Genomic DNA, 17,983 nt, shown 5'->3' with positions numbered 1-17,983 from the left:
AACGTAGCACGCGCGGCAGCGCATCAGCGATGGGGTGGCACGCCGTTCGCCTCGTCCCCGGACGGACCTTCATCGAAAGGGGCACGAATGAGAAGCTGGACCGATGTGGTGCTCTGGAGCGTGGTGCTGGTCACGCTGCTGACCTGGCTGCTCGCCGTGGTCGGTGTGCTGGCCGTGCACCCGTGGACCCCCGTGCTCCTCGTGATCGCCGCCGCCTTCGCCGTGACCGGGATGCTACGGCAGATGCCCGGGCGGCCGCGGCTCTGAGCCGTCGGGAGCGACCGGGGAGCCCGGCGGCGCGTCCGTCGCGGTCGCCGGCGGCGAGGGCCCGTCCTGGCAGCACCGGACGCCGGTCGAGTAATCGAGGTAGCTCCTCGGGTGGGCCGTGATGAGGGCCTCGCAGCCTGCGCGGGTCGAGCGCGCGTAGAAGCCGCCGGCGAACGCTCCGCCCGGCTCGTTCACCCACTCATCGAGGTTGCCCACGAGATCGTAGACCGCGTCGCTGCCCCAGCGGCTCCTGCACCGCGGGCTCCCGCCCGTCTCCCGGAGCAGCGGCTCCCGGGCGCTGCGCACGCGGTTCAGCCGGGGATCCAGGTGGCCAATCGACGCGTTGCCGTGGAGCAGCGCGGCGGGGTGCGCCGGCCGGTAGACATTGCACGCGCCCTCCTCGAACGTGTCGCCGTACGGGTACAGCGTGTCGTCCTCGCCGCGGCACGCCGTGACGAACTCCTCGACCGAGCAGAGCCGCTTGCCCGCCGCGGCGCAGGCGCTCTCGGCCACGAGGCCGGTCACGTAGCCGCTCGGCCGCACCCCGGACCGCGAGCGGGCAAGGGCGGCGATCGCCCGGCCGCGCTGCCAGGCGGCGAGCAGCGGCAGGGGGAAGGCGCGCGCGTGGACGTCGCCGATCCGCCGCAGGCCGGTCGACCAGTCGGCGAGGGTGAGCTCGAGAAGGTTCGGGGTCGACGGGTAGTCGGGCGAGAGCGCCTGTCCGGTGGCGCCGTCGACGAGCATCGCCTCGAAGCGATCGACGCAGAACCGGCCGCCGTCGACGGCCACCATGTCCGCCGGGCACGCGGGCGCGCTCGGCAGCGCGGCGGCGGGCGCCTCCGCGGGCTCTCCTGCGGCCGGGCGCGCCGCGCCCGCGCTCGCGGGCAGCGCGGGGCGAGCGACGCCGGCCTCGGCCTGCGCGTCGAGGCCGCTCACTGCGCTCCCGAACCACCGCAGGCTGCCGTCGGAGGCCCAGACCGCATCGCCCACCACGCAGGCGCCGGGCGCCGCGAGCTCCGGGACGGTCACGAAGGCGCCCGGCGCCGGGGCCGGGACCGCGCGCCGCGCGGGCTGCCCGTCGACGCAGAGCGCGCCGGTGTCGTCGGCCGGCCAGGGCCGCGACGCGAGCTCGGCGCCTTCGTCGTCCAGCCACACCACGTGGCGCCGGGCCGCGTCGCTGAGCAGCGCGCCCCCCTCGGGCAGGGCGACGAGCCGCACCGCGAGCTCGCCCTCGGCGATCGGCAGCGAGGTCGCGCGCGCCGCGCCGGGCCGGCCGAGCGCGTCGATCGAGAGCGCCACGACCTTGCGCGGATCCGCGGCGCTCACGCCGGCGACGATGGCCCCGCCGCCGCGGCGCTCGCACGCGTCGAACCCCGCGCGCACCGGCGACGCGACGGCGAGGGCGGGCGGCGCGCGGCCTGCGGCGTCGAGGTCGGGCGCGCCGGCCACGCCGGGCGCGAGCCCGCCCTGAGCGCCGAGCCCGGTGAGCGCGCCCGAGGCGTCGATCCCGGTGATCTGGAGCCTGTCGCCGAGCACCTCGAGGAAGAGCCCGCGCTCGTGCCCGCCGACGAGCGCCGTGCTGTCCTCGTGCGCGCGCCCCTGCAGCGCGGGCACCACGAGCGGCTCGGGCAGGAGCCGCGCCACGTCGGTCCTCGCGAGCCACCAGGACGACCCGATGCGCGCGGCGCGCCGCCTGTCGGTGGGGCGCTCCGGCTCGCCGATCGGCGTGGCCGGCGCGCCGCCGGCGGCGCCTGCCGGCGCTGCGCCGAGGCTCTCCGGCGCCGCCGCCGCGGTGACCAGGGCGCGCGCGTCGAGCCGGTGGAGCTGCCCCGCGGCGAAGGCGAGCCCCTCGCCGTCCGTCGCGAGCGCGCCCCACGCGATGCGCGCGCGCCGCGCCGGGAACGGGTCCGGCTCGCGGCGCGGCTGCCCGTCGGCGCGCGAGGCCGAGAAGAGCCCGCCGGAGATCGTCTGGAAGTACGCGCGATCTCCCGCCCACGCGGCGAGCCCCGGATCGTACCCCGGCTGCCCCGGGGCGCGCCGGGCGCCGCTCGTGGCGATGCGCTCGAGCGCGCCGATCTCGGCCGGCGTGACCGGGGTCGCGTCCGCGAGGCGCGCCGGATCCACGGCGCAGACCGCCCTGGGCGCGGCGCCGGCGACCAGCCGCTGGAGCGAGGGCGCGACGCGCGTCGCCTGGCAGGCCCCGTTGCGGCCGGTGACGTCGACGACCACGGCGCCTGCGCTCGCCGTCACGAGGCGCGGATCCTGGTGTCCGCGCAGCGCGCCGTACTCGAGGTCGCCCTCGACCACGACGGCGCGCCGGCCCGGATCGAGCTTGCCGTCCTCGCCGAGCGAGGCGAAGGCGATCTGCGCGCTCCCGAGCCACGACGTGCTCGTCTTCTTCGAGCTCGCCGCGTAAAACAGGAGGTCGATCGCGCCTGGCCGCCCGCCTGCGTCGATCAGCCCCATGCCGTGGAGCGGCGGCCGGAAGCGCAGCCCGGTGGGGGACGACGTGGCCGCGATCCCTCCGGACGGCGAGACCCAGCGGAGCCGCACCTCGACCTCGGGCAGCGGGTCCGGCCGCTTCGGCCGGGGCGCGGGGCGCGCGGTCTTCGCGGGCCGACCGTCGCGCCCGCGGTGCTCGCCGCGCTTCTTCCGCGCGGCCTTGCCGCTCGCGCCGGAGGTCTTTGCCGGCTGCTTCGGCTTCGCCACCGTCGCCTTGCGGCCGGGGGCCTTGCGCGCGGGCTTCGCCGCGGCGGAGCGCTCGCGCGCGGCGCGCTGGGCCGGCGTCGTGGCGCTGCCGCGCGGCGCGGTCTCGGCGAGCTCGAGCAGCGCGACGCGCTCGCCCACGGCGGCCATCGCGTGCGCGCGGATCGGGGCGCACGTGCGCGACGCGGCCGAGGCCTCGCCGGGGAGGATGGCCGTCACGCAGAGCTCGCCGTCCTGCGAGGTGAGCAGCGTGGTGGTCCCGTCCGGGGAAGCGTGGGCGCCGGCGAGGTCCTCGTCGAGGAGCAGGTGCGGCGGTCCGAGCTCGCCGGTGGCAGCGTCGAGCCGCCTGACCCAGCCGGCGCGATCCGACGACAGCTTGGAGAGGAGCAGCACCGAGCGGCGGTCGAGCGACGGCTCGATCGTGAACGCGAGCGGCTGCGCCGTCGCGGTGCCGAGCGGCGTGCGGCCGGGTGGAGCTTCGCTCGCCAGGGCGGTCGTGGCGGCGCTGGTCGCCGGCGCGCTCTCCGAGGCCGGCGCCGGGGCCGGGCTGATCCCGGGCGCGTGCGCCGCGGTGCCGGCCTGTGCGGGCGCGTCCCGCAGGGAGCCGCCGGAGCACGCACCCGCGCCGCAGGCGAGCGGTACGAGCAGGACAGAGAGCACAGATCGGGGGGAGAGGGGGTATCGGGTACGACGCATCCTTCGCTCGCGCTCGGGTCTCCTTGTCCGCGTGGCTGCCCGGGGCGGCCGAGCCTAGCGCGGACGCCGTCCGCACGCTCGCGGTTGGTCCGGAAATGGCAGAGAGGACGCCAAGGGGGGCGAGGTGCAGGGGAGATGGAGTCTGGTACAAAAAGGGTCTATCTAGAGCGCGCCGATACGACAGGGAATGTCGTCGTGACCGAGCTCATCGCAGGTGAGAGCCCCGTCGTCCGGGTGGCCACAGAGCTCTCGACACGCCTGGGAGAGCTCCTCTCGAAACCCATCGAGGTCAAGGTGACGGGGGATCCGTACAGCTCGCGAGCGATCCAGATCGGGGACTTCCCACCGATATCTTGCGGTGGAACCCACGTGCGAGCGCTGTCCGAGATTTCCGCCATACGAGTCCTGAGCATCAAGAGGAAAGGGAACCGTGTTCGCGTCGCTTATGACGCGCTACCTCCCTGATTCCTGAGCGTGAGCCGCTCGACGGACCGAAGCTTGCGGCGTGGGGTCGTGAAGCTGTCGTGCCCTGATGGTGCCCAGCAGCTCCGTCTGGTGGCCGGTGACGTCGTATTTTGGATCGACGGGCTCGAGCACCGGTTCAAGAGCATGCTGCACAGCGAGCTCATCCAGTTCATCGCGAGCCTCCATCCTGAAACGGCCTCGCTGGAGGCGATCTTCGCTCATTTTCGGGCGGTCTATCCCGTCGGATCTCCAGCGAGCCTCGAACGAACGATTCATAAGATCGTGCACGGGGCTCGGCAGGATCTGCTGCGCGCTGGCCTGGCGCTGCAGGTGATCCGCGACGCCACTCGACGGTCAAGGTCGATGGCCGTCCAGTCCCTTGATACGCAGGCTTGTGCATCGAGCAGGCATCGGACAAGCTCGGCTGGATCTGCTTGAGAAGCAATCCGTGCGTCATGGCCGTCCGGTCGCTCAGGGAAAGCACGGACGTCCGCTACACGATGCTCGCGTTCGATATCACGTGATGGGGCGAGTTGTGCAGGATACGGCCATGACGATCGTCCCGATCGCTTCGGGGCGCGCGGGCCCGTCGTGAGCCCTGCGGAGCCGCTGAGGGCGGACGCAATAGCCGGTAGGCGGTCGTCTTGCGCCAGGGCGCGGCAGCAGGCGCGCCGGCGCCTCGCGGCCGTGGAGAGGGGAGTGCGACCCCGCCGGCGTGCGGCGGGGCGTGGGGGGACGCCAGCCGGCGTGCGGCGGGGCGTGGGGGGACGCCGGCCGTCGTGCGGCGGGGCGTGGGGGGACGCCGGCCGGCGTGCGGCGGGGCGTGGGGGGACGCCAGCCGGCGTGCGCCGGGTCGTGGGGGGACGCCAGCCGGCGTGCCGCGCCGCGTCGATACCGTGCTGCCGCGTTGCCGGGTCAGCTCGCGCCCGATAGCCAGGTCTGATGGGAAAAGCCGCATTTCTCGCCCGCCGGCTCACGCCGAGCGGGTGTATTGTTGCAGGTACGAAGCTCGCCGCTCACCGAGAGGCCTTGAAGGCGAAGAAGATCAAGCTCGCTGCCAAGGTCGACGCAGCGGTCCAGTCCGTCATCGCGTCCACCGAGGCCCTCGAGGCGCTGGGGAGCCTCGACGCCACGATGGTGGAGATCGATCGCGGCACCGACCGGTGCATCGGAGGGTTCAGCAGCCAGCTCGCCAGCATCGAGCGCACGTTCGATCACGACGACATCCTGCCGCTGACCGATGACGAGGCGGCGCGCCGTCGCGATGCGCTGCTGGTGCGCTCGGAGGTGCTGTCGTCGGGCACCGACTTCCTCCGCCTCGTCTACTCCCAGCAGTGGGTGCGCATGAGCGCGATGATCAAGGCGCTCGACGGCAAGGAGGTGAAGGCGGCGGTCGAACGTCTCGGCCTCTCGGCCGAGGTAGGCCGCCTCCAGCGCTGGACGGAGCTGTACGGCAAGAAGCTCGGCGTCACCGAGGCGAAAGCCGCGGATCCGGCCATCAAGGCGCTCGAGGCGTGGCACGAGGCCTACGGCACGCTCCTGGTCCAGGCTTACGCCGAGTACGACGACGACAAGGACGAGACACACGCGCTCCTCCGCGACCGGCTGCTCTCGCCGTACGAGGGCGTGGCCGAAGAGGAGCGGCGCGCCGACCAGCGGGCCCGCGCCGCCAGCGCCAGGAAGAAGACCGAGGCCGAGCCTGAGCCGATCGCATAGCGCTGCTCCTCGCATGCCCGCCGGCAGGCGACGGGCCATCCCACCCATCGCGCGAGGACGGCGCCGTTCGCCGGTCACCTCGCAACGCCGCTCCCGTCCCGATCCCAGGTGACATCTCTCTCAGGTTCGGGGGAAATGTCGCCGGTAAACCTCGTGCATTCTTATTTCGGCGCCGGCGCACGATTTCGCAACAATCCGGGGGACCTTTCCGGAAATCGTACGGATGACGACGGATGAGGGAGCTCCGCTCATGTCCGGCCCGCTCCTCGCCCGCCACCGGGTCCGGAGGATGAAACGCGCCGCGCTGTCGCTCGCCGCGGCGCTCGTCCTGGCGGCGCCTTCGGCGTTCGCGCAGGTCGCGCCGCGCGGCGCGCGCCTGTCCTACACGCGGGGGCCTGGCACGGAGGGGTGCCCCGAGGAGCCGAGCCTCCGGCAGATCGTCGCGAGCCAGCTCGGCGGGGTCGACCCGTTCGTGCGCGACGGCGCGTGGCAAATCGAGGTGGTCATCCGGCGTAAGGGGCCGGCGTTCCAGGGAGAGATCGCGCTTCACGACCGCGACGGCCGGGCGCTCGGCCGTCAGGAGCATTCGAGCCCGATCTGTGGCGTGCTCGTGGGGGACATCGGCCTCTCCCTCAGCGCCTTCATGCGCCCGTTGCTGCCACCAGGGCCCGCACCGGAGAGCGTTCCCATCTCGCCGCTGCCAGGGCCGCCGCCCCCGTCGGGACCGGGGGGCGCCGCCTCACCCGTTTCGCCGGAAGCGCCGCCCAGGGCGCCGGCGTCGAAGCCGCCCCACCCGGTCGCGGCGCCAGCCCGACCCGTTCCGCGGCCGAGGCCGCCACCGGATCGCCCGCGCCTCCAGCTGGGCGCCGGGGTGCTGCTCGGCGCCGGCGTGGCGCCCTCTGTGGCGGTCGGGTTCTCGGGGTTCGCCGGCGCCCGCTGGGAGAGGTTCTCGCTCTCGCTGGAGGCCCGAGGGGATCTCCCGATCGACGGCGAGCCTTACCGCGGCTGGACCATCGGCGTGTCGGGGCTGAGCGGCTCGCTCGTTCCGTGCGGTCACGCGGACTGGTTCTTCGGCTGCGCCCTCGCCACGGCAGGCGGGCTGTGGAACATCAGGGACAGCACCGGCAGGGAGCTCGCACTGCCCTACGCGGGGCTTGGGTTTCGTGCGGGGCTGGAGGTGCCGCTTTCGGCCCGCCTCGCCGGGCAGCTCAGCGGCGACCTCTCGATCAACATACATCGGACGCACATTCGACCGATCCATGGTGAAGGGTGGTCCGTGGCGCCCGTCTCGGAGACGGTGGCGTTGCGCCTGGTCGCTTTCTTCTGAGCCTCCGTGCGGTTTCACGAAGCATCGGACGCGCCTGCGGGAGCGATTCTCACGAGGCGGTTGCGAGCGCGTGCGGAGCGCGGGGGGCATAGGCGCGCCCCTCGTGGCCTGCCGCCCCCTGGAGAGGCGGCTGTTGCGCCCGGAACGAGCCGCCGACTCAGGCCGGTACAGCGCTGGTGCGGTGACAGCAGAACGTCGCCGCCGCGGTCGGCGCGATGCTTCCTACCGGCTCGCCGCCGAATGGTTCGCATCGTCCGGGATCGAGGCTGACGACGCGGACCGACTTGCTTCCGAGCGCCGTGCCGGAAGCGACGGTCCCGCAGTCGGAGGCCTCGGACGTGATCACCTGGCCCGCGACGAGCTGCGAGCACCCTTCGTCGCTGAACGCGGAGGCCAGGACGCTGCACGTCGCTCCGGTGGGCTCGCTGCAGCCGCAAGGCGCGCAGCCGCGTGTGTCCTCCACGCCGGCGTAGAAGACGTGCCGGTCCGGGTACGTGGCGGGGCAGTCCTGCTCTCCCTCGTGGTGGATGCACGTGAGAAACCCCTCCGGCGGTGCTGCGTCGCCGATCGGCGGTGCCGGCGTGCAGGTCATGCCCGGATCCGCGCACGGGGGGGACGCGTTGCCGGTACACGCCCGGGCGACGATCGCGAAGCTCCCCGCCGTCGCGGGCTCGTCGGGGTTCTCCGGCGCCTCCGCGACCCTCGGCGCGCAACCTGCGGAGACGACGTGAGGCGCCTGGATCGCGAGCGACTGCACGCACGGGACGCCATCGCATGTCCGTCCGGCCTCGACGGCATTCGCCGAGGAGCAGGTCCCGTCCCACCCATCCGGGGCAACGAACGAGGTCGCGGGAGCCTCGGGGCCGCCGCACGGGAAGCTGGCGTAGGCCCTCCATTCCGTCGGCACCTCGCACGTCGCCTCCGGTGGGTCGCACGCGCAGGCGGGGCACTGGTGCGGGGCCGGAGCCGCGAAATCAGCGTAGCCCTCGTAGCCGACGATCGGCGCGGTCGCGGGGCAGCTCGGCACGCCGTCGGGGGAGCCGATCCAGAGCAGCGCGGGCTCGGACCACCCGAGCGGCTCCTTCGGTACGCACTGGCCTCCGCAGACCTCTGCTGCCGGGATCAGATCGCCGAAATCGGGCGCGATGGCGACGTCCGTGTCGTCCTCGGCCGCGCAGTCATCGCCGCCGTCGCCGCCACCCCCGCACCCGCCAGCTCCGCCGGCGTCGGGGGGATCGAGCACCTCACAAGGGGTTGCCTTGGGTCCTTGGTCCTCATCCCAGGGGCATATGTATCCGGTCGACGATCCACATCCGCCGGAAGTGACCCCGACCCCGAGACTGAGCGTGCTCGCACAGCACACCGCCACGATCTCACGCTGCCAACGTCGCGCCTGCACCGCCATCGCCGCTCCTCATGATCTGCGGCGTCGTCGAGGGCGCGCCGCGGTAAGCGCGGCCACGCTATCAGAGGACCCCAGGGCGCCGCCAGACCAACCCCGGGGTAGACCACCTCCGGCTCGATCGCATTACGAAGAGCGCGGACCTTTTCTCATCTTTCGCCCGGGGGGACAGCCCGCGTCGCCCTTCATGAGGGCTCGACCTGTCCCCGTCGTCGAGCGCCCGTCCCCCACCAGCCGCCAGAACGAGCGCTCTGGCGCACCAAGGTCACGCGGGCCGGTCGATTGTGCAACGAGGAGCGGGGCAGTCCCGGACACCGCTCCCATGAAGACCTCGTTGCCGATCCCTCCCCGGCGGGAGGCCCGCCGCCTGTCCTCCGATGCGCCGGGACCCCGGACGCGCCGCCGCGCGCGCAGCGCGCCGAACGCGGCGCTCCACCCGGCGGTCTCGCCCTCGATCGAGGCCCTCTGGGCCGAGCGGCGGTTCGTCGCCCCGCTGCTCCGCTCCCTCCACGTTCCCGCTCGCGACGTGGAGGATCTCCTCCAGACGGTGCTCCTCGGCGCCTGGGAAGCCATCCGAGCGCGGAGGTACCGCCCGGACCCACGGCGGCACCCGCGCGCGGCGCTGCGCGGGTGGTTGCGCGGCATCGTCTGGCACCATGTGTCCCATTACCGGGACAGCGCCTGCGTCCGCTGCGAGATCCTGCTCGACGCGCCCCTCTCGCCCGCCGGCCAGGCGCCTGTGGAGATCGAGGGAGCGCTCCTCGCCCGCGCCGCGCTCCGCGAGATCGCCGCGCTCCCTGCCGGCCATCGCGAGGTCCTCCTCGCAGGGGCTGGGCCCCTGAGCCTCGTCGCCTGGGCACGAAGACGCCGCATGAACCCCAATTCCGCCGCCAGCCGGTTGCGTCGCGCCAGGAGGGCGCTGGCTGAAAGGCTCGCCTCACCGAGGCGGCCGTTCGGTGAGGGGGCCGTTCGGTGACGCTGCTGCCGGGGTGAGGCCTCCGGTCGGCACCCGCTCGGCCGGTCGCGCCAGGCCCGTGTACGATTTCGCAACGAGCCGGGCGGCGTCGCCGGACTACCTATCCATGAAAGAGCCCCGAGCACGCCCAGCGCCCCCTCCTGCGCCCGACCCGGCGCTTGCGCCTGCACCCGCCCCGGAGGCGGCGCCCGCGCCCGCCCCGGAGAGGACGCCTGCACCCGACCCAGAGCCCGCTGCCGCGCCCGATCGGGATCCTGCGCCCGCCACCGGCTCGTCCCCGCAACCCTCGTTCGAGGAGGTCTACCAGACCTTGCTCCCCTACGTCCTCGCGGTGCTCTGGCGGGTCGGCGTCGCGTCTCGGGATCTCCACGATGTCGCTCACGAGGTGTTTCTCGTCGTTCACCGCCGCCTCGAGGACCAGGATCCTCGCCTGTCGCTCAAATCGTGGGTTGCGGGTATCAGCGCGCATGTCGCCCTTCGCCACCTGCAGCTCGCCCGGAACCAGCGGGAGCTGCTGGCGCTCGACGATTCCGAGCCCATCGAGCTCGCGGACCCCGGGCTCGACGCGGAGCGCCGGGTCGCACAGGCCGAGACCCAGCGTATCGTCCGCGAGCTCATCCAGCGCATCGAGAGAGAACGACGCGCGGTGTTCGTGCTCTACGACCTCGAGGGAAGCGACATGCGCGACGTCGCGCAGGCCCTCCAGATCCCGGTGAACACAGCATGGGATCGGCTGAGACGCGCTCGCAGCGAGTTCACGGCTGCGGTCAAACGACTCTCCGCGCGGGACCCGGACGCGCTCGGCCTTCGTCGCCTGCGCTTCGCCCTGGCGCCGTTCGCCCTGGCCGACAGACCCCTGCTGCTCGACGCAGGCGGGATCCGGCTTCGCCTTTCGCAGGACCTCGCCGGGCCGCTCTGGGCGCGGCTCCAGCGGTCGCTCGCCTCGACCGGAGGGCTGGCCCGCGCCACGGACGGCCTCTCCGGCAGCCCTGCAACACAGCCCGATGCAGGCGATTCCTCGACCCACCGGCGCCGTCCCGGGAACGCGGTGGAGGCCGCCGCCGCCACCGGGGAGGGGCGCTCGCCGCCGGTCATCACGATCGCGCGATCGAGGCTCATCAAGGCATGCGCGGCGCTGTTCCTCGGGGGAGCCGGGGTGGGCGCCGGCCTGGTCTATGCCACGCTCCCGGCGCCTGCTGTGGCGCCCGTGGTGTCCGTCCGCGCCGAGGTCGAAGGCGCAGCGCCCGAGCGAGCCGAGCGCGCCGGGGCCGGGCGCGGTGAGAGCGCCGCAGGCGGGCTCGCCGTGGCCGACACCCTCGTGAACGCTGGACCCCCGACGGCCGTGGCGATGACGGCCGCGGCGCCGTCGCGCGCCCCCTCTCGCAAGGCGGCTCCGCCCAGCGGACACGACACGACCGGGGAGAGCGCCTTGCTCAGCAGCGCCGGCCTTGCGCTCAGCGAAGGGAAGGCGACAGAGGCGCTCGACGTGCTGGCTTTGCACGAGCGGAATTACCCGCGCAGCCCGAGAGCCGAGCTGCGCGAGGCGCTGGCCATCCAGGCCCTCGTCCAGGCCGGGCGGCGAGCCGACGCCCGCGCGCTGGCCGAGCGGTTCCGCGCGGCGTTCCCTCACGCCGTGTTTCTCCCCGCCATCGAGGCGGCATTGAACAGCCCATGAAGCCCACGCTGCGTCCTCTTGGGCGCGCGCGGCAGGGGCGTCGGGGGGCCGGGCGGCCTGCGCATGGCCTTCGCGTCCGACGACACGGCCGACGCTTCGCCCCTCCGCGAGCGGGCGCACGGGTTCGTCGGGTCCGCTCGCGAGGGAGATCTCCGGTCGGGCTGTCCGCCGCGGCCCGAGGACGCCGCCGGCCGGGCCCGAGGTCGTGCAGGTGGTGCTCGACCGGCCGTGGGGCGCGGGCTAGCCTGTGCGAGAAGGATCCACGATGAGCAAGAAGCTGGACGACGAGTTGGCCCAGGCGCTGTCTCTCGCAGAGCAGCAGGATACGCCCGCGGTGGTGAAGCCGGCCGCGACGAGCCCGGCGCCGAAGGCGCGCCCGTCGCGCAGCCTCGGCCTGCTGGCGACGCTGCTCGTCATGGTGGGCGCGCTCGTCGCCCTGTTCCTTGTCGGCTTCAAGGAAGCGGCCGTCTACGCGACGCCGGTCGACCAGCTGCTCGCGTCGAAGGACAAGCTCGCCGGCCGCAAGGTCCGGGTCGAGGGCGAGCTCGTGCCCGGCACGCTGGTCAAGCGCGATTCGCCCTGCGAGTACCGCTTCCAGATCCACGGCACGCAGGCGGCGCTGCCCGTGCGCTACGCCCAGTGCGTCATCCCCGACACCTTCCGCGACGTCCCGAGCGGCGGCGTCCAGGTGACCGTCGAGGGCGCGCTCTCGCAGGGCGGCGACTTCGAGGCGAGCCTCGTGATGGCCAAGTGCACCTCGAAGTACGATCCCAACTCGCACGAGATGAAGGGCGGCGCCCAGCCCGGCGCGGGCCCGCTCTCGCTCAACTGAGCGCTCCCCGCCCGAAGGCGCCGCCGCGCGCGGCGCCGACACGCCCGGATCCCGCTCCACGCTCCCCGCTCCCCGCCAGGCCGCCGACTGGCTCGCTCGCGGGACCTTGAGCCTCCTCGACGAGCTGGTTAAGAGACATCCCCGGACCGACGCCCGAGGAGGAGGCATTTGAGCCACGATCGCGATCTCGTCGTCCTGACGCAGAACATCTGGGGGGGAGTCGCCCTCTGGGAGCGGCGCCGGACGATGCTTGCCAGGCTCATCGGCGATCTGCGCCCTTGCCTCCTCGGGCTCCAGGAGGTGCACGCGCCGGCGGCGAGCGGCGACCTCGGCCAGGCCGGGGAGCTCTCGCGGCTCGCCGGCGGATACCGGGCCTGGTTCGCGCCGGGCAGGGTCGCCGCGAGCGGCGAGTGCGAGGGGGTCGCGCTGCTCTGCCGGGAGGACATCGAGGTGCTCGACCACTCCGTGGAGGCGCTCACGCTCGATCGCGACGATCCGTTCGAGCGCGACAGCCAGCGCGTCGTCTTGCGCGCCGCGATCCGCCACGCCGGCGCGGTGGTCGACGTGCTCGTCACGCACCTCTCGCTGTCGAAGCGCGCGCGGGCGCGCACCGTGCGCGAGCTCGTGGGCTTCGCCGCGCGCGAGCGCCAGAAGTCGGGGAGCCACGGCGCCGTGCTGATGGGCGACTTCAACGCGCTCCCCAGCGAGGAGGCGGTCTGTTATCTCCAAGCGAGCGCCGGAAACGGCTCCTGGCGCGACGCCTGGACACAGGCGCACCCCGGCAAGGCGGGCGGCACCTGGCCCGCGGGCCTGCCGCTGCGTCGCATCGATTATGTCTTCGTTCAACCGGGCGAAGGGTGGGCGATCACGCGCTGCGAGCGGGCGCCGTTCTCCGGCTCGGATCACCACGGTGTGGCCGCGTGGCTGCGGCTCGGCGCCTGAAGGGCGGGGCCCCGCTCGCCCGGATCTCCAGCAGATCTCGATGGGTGAGGCATTCGCGCGCAAATTGTACCCGCTGCGGCGGACCGGGTAGGCTGGCGGCACATGAGCAGGCTGCTGATCCTGGGGGCGACCGGCGGCACCGGCGCCGCGTTGATCCGTCAGGCGCTGGAGGCTGGACACGAGGTCTCGGCATTCGCGCGCACGCCCGCCACCATCCCTGTCCCGCACCATGAGCGGCTGCGCGCGCTCCGCGGCGACATCATGGATGCCGAGCAGGTGTCGCGCGCCGTGTCCGGCCACGACGCCGTCCTCTCGGCCCTGGGGTCGCGCGGCCTGGGCCCGACGCGCGTCTACTCGGACGGCATCGTCCACGTCCTGCGCGCGATGAAGGAGCACGGCGTCCGCCGCCTGATCGCCGTCACCGCCGCGGGCATCGGCGAGGAGCAGCAGCCTGCGCTCTGGTTCCGGCTCCTGGTCAAGCCGATGCTCCGCAACAGGTATTCCGACATGCTGCGCATGGAAGAGGCCCTCCGCCGGAGCGATGTGGCCTGGACCGTCGTGCGCGTCCCCAAGCTCACCGACGGGCGGCTCACCAAGGAGTGCCGCGCCGAAGTCGACCCCTCGCCCCCGGAGGGCTACCTCTTCGGCGGCACCACGATCTCGCGCGAGGACCTGGCGTATTTCATGCTCTCCCAGCTGGAGAGCGAAGAGTACCTCCACAAGGCGATCGTCGTGACGTACTGAGGACGCGGCGCGGTCGTCATCTCTTGACGCAGCCGCGGAGCATCGGTCTGCTGCCGCTCCCGCCGTCGTGGCCAGCCTGCGGCGCGCCTGCGGTGATCGCCACGAATGGCGCGATCGCCGTGATCCTCGCGACGCTGCCGAGCAGAGGCCTCAGAATACATGATCTCCTTTCCCAGGACGGCTCTCCCATGGTTCCTCGGTCTGGCGCCGATTGCCCTGACCGGGTGCGAGCTGCTCGTCACAGCGGACCGCAGCAAGATCGATGCGCCCGCAGTCGACGGCAGCGGCGGAGAGGGCGGCAGCAGCGTAGAGAGCGGTAACAGCGGCGAAGGTGGCAGCAGCGTAGAGAGCGGTAACGGCGGAGAAGGCGGCAGCGGCGGAGAGGGCGGCGCGGAGACCTGCGACGACGGCGGCGACAAGGACGGCGATTGCTGCTCGCGCGCATGTCAGGTCGAGTCCGGCTGCGAGGTCGAGCCGAACGACGAATTCGCCTCGGCCAACGACGCCTTCGCCATCGCGCCCGGCGGTCGGATCCGCGCGTTCATCGACCCCGGATCCGACGTGGACGTGTTCTCGGTGACCGTCCCCGAGGGGTCGGTCGGGCGCATCAAGGCAGAGACGCTCGATGGCCCGCTGGGCACGACGTGCAGCTCGCTCGGCGTCGACACCCATGTGACGATCTTCGACGCGAGCCTGGCGAGCATCGAGGACAACGACGATGTCGCCGACGACAATTATTGTTCTTTCCTGGCGCTGCGCAAGCTGAGCCCTGGCGAGTACTTCGTCCGGGTGCAGATCTCCCCTGAAGCGGAGCCCGCGACGTTCGATTACACGCTCTCCCTCACGCTGGATACCTCGGTGTGCGGCGACGGCGTGCTGGAGGATCCGGAGCTCTGCGACGACGGCGACACGACCGGCGGTGACGGTTGCAGCGCCGCGTGCGAGCTGGAGCTCCGCTCTCCCGAGGTCGAGCCGAACGACACCGCGGCGGAGGCGGGCGGGCGCGCCGTGCTCCGGCCGAACGTGCTCGTCTCGGCGGCGATCGAGCCCCTCGGCGAACTCGACGTCTTCGCCTTCGAGGTGCCGGGCCTCGCGGACGTCCAGCTCGCGACGTTCAGCCCCGGGCGGCTGAACGCGTGCGCCGAGGGCGTCGACACCTTCCTCCAGCTGCTCGACGTGGACGGCGCGACGGTGCTGGCGAGCGACGACGACAGCGGCCCCGAGGCCTGCTCGCTCATCGACTCGAGCGTCGACGACAGGGCGACAGGGCTCCAGCCGGGCACGTATTATGTGACCGTCGAGGAGTTCAACAACGACGCCTCCATCCCCGGGTACGACCTCCTCATCGCCTTCACCTCGCTCTGCGGCAATGGGGTGATCGAGGAAGGCGAGGCGTGCGACGGTGGGGAGCGGTGCTCCTCGGAGTGCGCGCGGATCGCGGTGTGCGGCGACGGAGCCATCGACGGCGGCGAGGCGTGCGACGACGGCGGGACCGAGGGCGGAGATGGCTGCAGCGCCGCGTGCCAGCTCGAGGGGACCCTCCCGGAGATCGAGCCGAACGACGCGCGAGGCCAGGCCACCGCGGGTCGGGCGACCGCGGCGGGGGCGCTGTTCACCGCGTCGATCTCTCCGCCGGGAGAGCTCGACTTCTTCGCCGTCGAGGTCCCCGGCCTGGCCGAGCTGGAGGTGGAGACCTTCGACGCGACCGGCCCGGCCTCGTGCCGCGGCATCGACACCGTCGTGCAGCTCCTCGGGCCCGACGGCGCCGTGATCGCCGAGGACAACGACGGCGGCGAGGCCAGGTGCTCCCGGATCCGCGCCGCCGTCACCGCGCCGGGCGTCTACTACGTGCGCGTCCAGGACGATGGGGGAGACTCCATCGTTGCATATACCGTGCGCGCGCGGACGACGGCCCTCTGCGGCGACGGCGTGGTCGAGGGCCTGGAGGAGTGCGACGGCGGCGCCGCGTGCGGGGCGACGTGCCAGCGCGTCCCGGTGTGCGGCGACGGCTTCATCGACGAGCCCGAGGTCTGCGATGACGGCAACACCGGAGGTGGGGATGGCTGCGACGCCGCATGTCGGATCGAGGGGGCGATCGCCGAGATCGAGCCCAACTCGACCCCTGCCGAGGCCGAGGCGAACGGGGCTGTCGCGCCGGGAGCGCTGGTGTCCGGCGCGATCGAGCCGGACAGCGATGTCGATCTCTTCGCCCTGCGGCTCACGACCGTCTCCGATCTCCGGCTCGAGACCTTCGACTCGAGCGGCCCCGCGCGGTGCGCCGAGGGCGTCGACACGGTCCTCTCCCTCCTCTCGCCGGACGGGGCGACCGTGCTGGCCTCCGACGACGACGGCGGGATCGGCGCCTGCTCGCTCATCGACTCGAGGAGCCCCGGCGGGGCCGCGGCGCGCCGCCTGGAGCCCGGGACATACCATGTCCGGGTCAGCGGCTTCCCGGAGCAGCCGGGGGCCCGCTACACGCTGCGGGTCTCGCTCGACGCCTCGTGCGGCGACGGCGTGAGGGAGGGCGCGGAGGAGTGCGACGGCGGCGCGCGGTGCAGCGCCCGCTGCGAGAGGCTCCCGGTCTGCGGCGACGGCCTGCTCGACGCGCCGGAGGGGTGCGACGACGGCAACGCCGCGGGCGGCGACGGGTGCAGCCCCGCCTGCCAGCTCGAGGCGGTGACCGCCGAGATCGAGCCGAACGACACCCCCGCGCAGGCCGGGGCGAGCGATCTCGTGATCTCGGGCGACGCGCTCCTCGCGGCGAGCCTCGCCGCGGGCGGCGACAGGGACGTGTTCCGCCTGAGCTTGCCTGTCGCCTCGGTCGTGCGCCTCGAGGTCTTCGACGGCACCGCGGCGGACTGCGCGGGAGGCCTCCTCACGACGCTCCGCGTGCTCGACACGGCGGGCGGGACGGTCGCGACGGACGAGGGGCTCTCCGACACCGCGTACGCGGGCGGCATCGGCGGATGCTCGGCGCTCGTCGTGGCGTTGCCTTCCGGCGACCACGACGTCGAGGTCGCGGCGCGCGAGGGCGGCGCGGAATTTCCGCTCTACCTCCTCCAGGCCAAGATCCTCGCGCCGGCGGGCGCCGAGGAGGAGCCGAATGGCACCATCGCCACCGCGAGCAAATCCGTCGGATCCGACGGGTTCATCGCCGGCGCGCGGACGACGGACGATTTCGACTTCTACGCCGTGGATGTCCCGGAGGGCCGGTCGATCCGCGCGGAGATCATCGAGGGCGGCGAGGAAGCGTGCGAGTCGCTCGAGATCGACAGCCGGCTGTCGCTGCTCGACGCCGCGGGCTCGCTCATCGCGGACGATGACGACGGCGGCCGGGGCAACTGCTCGATCCTCGACGGCACCGGGGACGCCCCGCGCCACCCCGGGGCGCACGCGCTACCGGCGGGGCGGTACTTCCTCCGCGTCCGCGCCGCGTCCGGCGCCTCGGGCACCGCGGCCCTCTTCGCGTACCGGCTGGCCGTCACGCTCCGCTGACGAGCGCGGACGCCGCCGGACGTCCGGGATCACCGGTGGCCCCGTCCGGCCGGGACGGCGCGCCCCCGGCGGCGCGCGCCAGGCGCCGCCGGGAGGCCGGGACGCACCCGCCGCCGCGCGATGATTTGATTCGATGTCTCGATATCCCATCATCGCGAGACTGCCGCGCTCCGTCGCGCCGCCGCGCGGTGTGGCTCCGCGGTGCTCATCGGAGCCGCATGGGGGGGCCATACCCACAAGCGTCGGTAGGTGGATCGAGCGCCGGGGGCGGCCCGGAGCTGCCTTGTGCCTCGCCCGCGCGCCCGCCCTGGCGCCGCCCGGCGATTCCCGCCTTCGGCCGCGCCTCGCGGCGCCGGCGTACACCGCCTCTCTCGGCGCGGGTGCGTGATACTTCGGCTGGATGTAGGAGCCCGCGGGGTGCGTTCGAGGCAGAGGACATGAGTTTATTGTCGAGGAGTGCCGGTATTCTCCCTGGTTCTAACTCCGTCCTGTTTTTGACCGGAAAGATGCCAGTCAAAAGTGCTTGCGTGAGACCGCGGGGAGAATAGTCTCCTGTTGTTCGCGTCATGACCTCGGGGCGGGTTCCTCCGGGAGCGTGACCGTGACGGGACGACGACGACGTGCGTCGCTCCCGTCGGGGCACCGCTCTCCTGGCGCTGGTCCCGGGGGATTGCATCCCTTGGGTGACGATCTGGATAGGTATCTGCATCAAACTTCACCACAGATTCGATTCCTCGGAG

Annotated in this window: 13 protein-coding genes; 11 read left to right on the top strand and 2 right to left on the bottom strand. The window is 73.1% G+C overall.

Annotation, left to right across the window (positions count from 1 at the left end; translation table 11 throughout):
• The first annotated feature begins 87 nt into the window (after positions 1-87).
• Entirely contained in the window at positions 88-267 is a 180-nt protein-coding gene (locus ACSRUE_RS02225) for a hypothetical protein (RefSeq protein ID WP_437762435.1), read from the top strand.
• Here the strand turns inward: ACSRUE_RS02225 and ACSRUE_RS02220 are convergent.
• A complete protein-coding gene (locus tag ACSRUE_RS02220; RefSeq protein ID WP_441289578.1) occupies positions 235-3,633 on the bottom strand; it encodes a hypothetical protein in 3,399 nt (1,132 codons plus the stop codon). The two genes, ACSRUE_RS02225 and ACSRUE_RS02220, sit on opposite strands and share 33 nt — an antisense overlap.
• 171 nt (positions 3,634-3,804) lie before the next feature.
• On the opposite strand from ACSRUE_RS02220, the gene ACSRUE_RS02215 reads away from it, so the two are divergent.
• From ACSRUE_RS02215 to ACSRUE_RS02200, 4 genes are all read left to right on the top strand, one after another.
• Positions 3,805-4,134 (top strand): hypothetical protein, encoded by a 330-nt coding sequence (locus ACSRUE_RS02215; RefSeq protein ID WP_441289577.1) that lies wholly within the window; start codon positions 3,805-3,807, stop codon positions 4,132-4,134.
• A gap of 48 nt (positions 4,135-4,182) precedes the next feature.
• Positions 4,183-4,572: a hypothetical protein gene (locus ACSRUE_RS02210; protein WP_441289576.1), complete on the top strand. Its 390-nt coding sequence runs from the start codon at positions 4,183-4,185 to the stop codon at positions 4,570-4,572.
• A gap of 591 nt (positions 4,573-5,163) precedes the next feature.
• Positions 5,164-5,850 (top strand): phosphoenolpyruvate--protein phosphotransferase, encoded by a 687-nt coding sequence (locus ACSRUE_RS02205; RefSeq protein WP_441289575.1) that lies wholly within the window; start codon positions 5,164-5,166, stop codon positions 5,848-5,850.
• Positions 5,851-6,100: 250 nt separating this feature from the next.
• Entirely contained in the window at positions 6,101-7,177 is a 1,077-nt protein-coding gene (locus tag ACSRUE_RS02200; RefSeq protein WP_441289574.1) for a hypothetical protein, read from the top strand.
• 157 nt (positions 7,178-7,334) lie between these two features.
• Here the strand turns inward: ACSRUE_RS02200 and ACSRUE_RS02195 are convergent, their stop codons facing one another.
• Positions 7,335-8,420 carry a hypothetical protein gene (locus ACSRUE_RS02195; RefSeq protein ID WP_441289573.1) on the bottom strand — a complete coding sequence of 362 codons (1,086 nt, stop codon included), beginning with the start codon at positions 8,418-8,420 and terminating at the stop codon, positions 7,335-7,337.
• Between the two features lie 481 nt (positions 8,421-8,901).
• Between ACSRUE_RS02195 and ACSRUE_RS02190 the strand changes: the two genes are divergently transcribed.
• The 6 genes from ACSRUE_RS02190 to ACSRUE_RS02165 all read left to right on the top strand — a co-directional run bounded on the left by ACSRUE_RS02190 (position 8,902) and on the right by ACSRUE_RS02165 (position 17,243).
• On the top strand, positions 8,902-9,555 hold the full coding sequence (locus ACSRUE_RS02190) for a sigma-70 family RNA polymerase sigma factor (RefSeq protein WP_437762427.1): 654 nt from the start codon (positions 8,902-8,904) through the stop codon (positions 9,553-9,555).
• Positions 9,556-9,661: 106 nt separating this feature from the next.
• Positions 9,662-11,230 (top strand): sigma-70 family RNA polymerase sigma factor, encoded by a 1,569-nt coding sequence (locus tag ACSRUE_RS02185; RefSeq protein ID WP_441289572.1) that lies wholly within the window; start codon positions 9,662-9,664, stop codon positions 11,228-11,230.
• A gap of 265 nt (positions 11,231-11,495) precedes the next feature.
• Positions 11,496-12,062: a cytochrome c maturation protein CcmE gene (locus ACSRUE_RS02180; RefSeq protein WP_437762425.1), complete on the top strand. Its 567-nt coding sequence runs from the start codon at positions 11,496-11,498 to the stop codon at positions 12,060-12,062.
• Positions 12,063-12,230: 168 nt separating this feature from the next.
• A complete protein-coding gene (locus ACSRUE_RS02175) occupies positions 12,231-13,004 on the top strand; it encodes an endonuclease/exonuclease/phosphatase family protein (protein ID WP_441289571.1) in 774 nt (257 codons plus the stop codon).
• Positions 13,005-13,106: 102 nt separating this feature from the next.
• Positions 13,107-13,748: an NAD(P)-dependent oxidoreductase gene (locus tag ACSRUE_RS02170; RefSeq protein WP_441289570.1), complete on the top strand. Its 642-nt coding sequence runs from the start codon at positions 13,107-13,109 to the stop codon at positions 13,746-13,748.
• Between the two features lie 159 nt (positions 13,749-13,907).
• The gene (locus ACSRUE_RS02165; RefSeq protein WP_441289569.1) at positions 13,908-17,243 is read left to right on the top strand and encodes a DVUA0089 family protein; all 3,336 of its coding nucleotides are present in this window, start codon (positions 13,908-13,910) and stop codon (positions 17,241-17,243) included.
• Positions 17,244-17,983 lie beyond the last annotated feature (740 nt).

The organism is Sorangium sp. KYC3313, from assembly GCF_052075895.1.
GTDB lineage: Bacteria > Myxococcota_A > Polyangia > Polyangiales > Polyangiaceae > Sorangium > Sorangium cellulosum_B.
This window is presented reverse-complemented; position numbering and strand designations above follow the sequence as displayed.

Excerpts from the sequence above, each read along its gene's own strand:
- ACSRUE_RS02190 (WP_437762427.1), top strand. The coding sequence starts at position 8,902 with ATGAAGACCTCGTTGCCGATCCCTCCCCGGCGGGAGGCCCGCCGCCTG.
- ACSRUE_RS02185 (WP_441289572.1), top strand. The coding sequence starts at position 9,662 with ATGAAAGAGCCCCGAGCACGCCCAGCGCCCCCTCCTGCGCCCGACCCG.
- ACSRUE_RS02225 (WP_437762435.1), top strand. The coding sequence starts at position 88 with ATGAGAAGCTGGACCGATGTGGTGCTCTGGAGCGTGGTGCTGGTCACG.
- ACSRUE_RS02200 (WP_441289574.1), top strand. The coding sequence starts at position 6,101 with ATGTCCGGCCCGCTCCTCGCCCGCCACCGGGTCCGGAGGATGAAACGC.
- ACSRUE_RS02170 (WP_441289570.1), top strand. The coding sequence starts at position 13,107 with ATGAGCAGGCTGCTGATCCTGGGGGCGACCGGCGGCACCGGCGCCGCG.
- ACSRUE_RS02165 (WP_441289569.1), top strand. The coding sequence starts at position 13,908 with ATGATCTCCTTTCCCAGGACGGCTCTCCCATGGTTCCTCGGTCTGGCG.
- ACSRUE_RS02180 (WP_437762425.1), top strand. The coding sequence starts at position 11,496 with ATGAGCAAGAAGCTGGACGACGAGTTGGCCCAGGCGCTGTCTCTCGCA.
- ACSRUE_RS02215 (WP_441289577.1), top strand. The coding sequence starts at position 3,805 with ATGGAGTCTGGTACAAAAAGGGTCTATCTAGAGCGCGCCGATACGACA.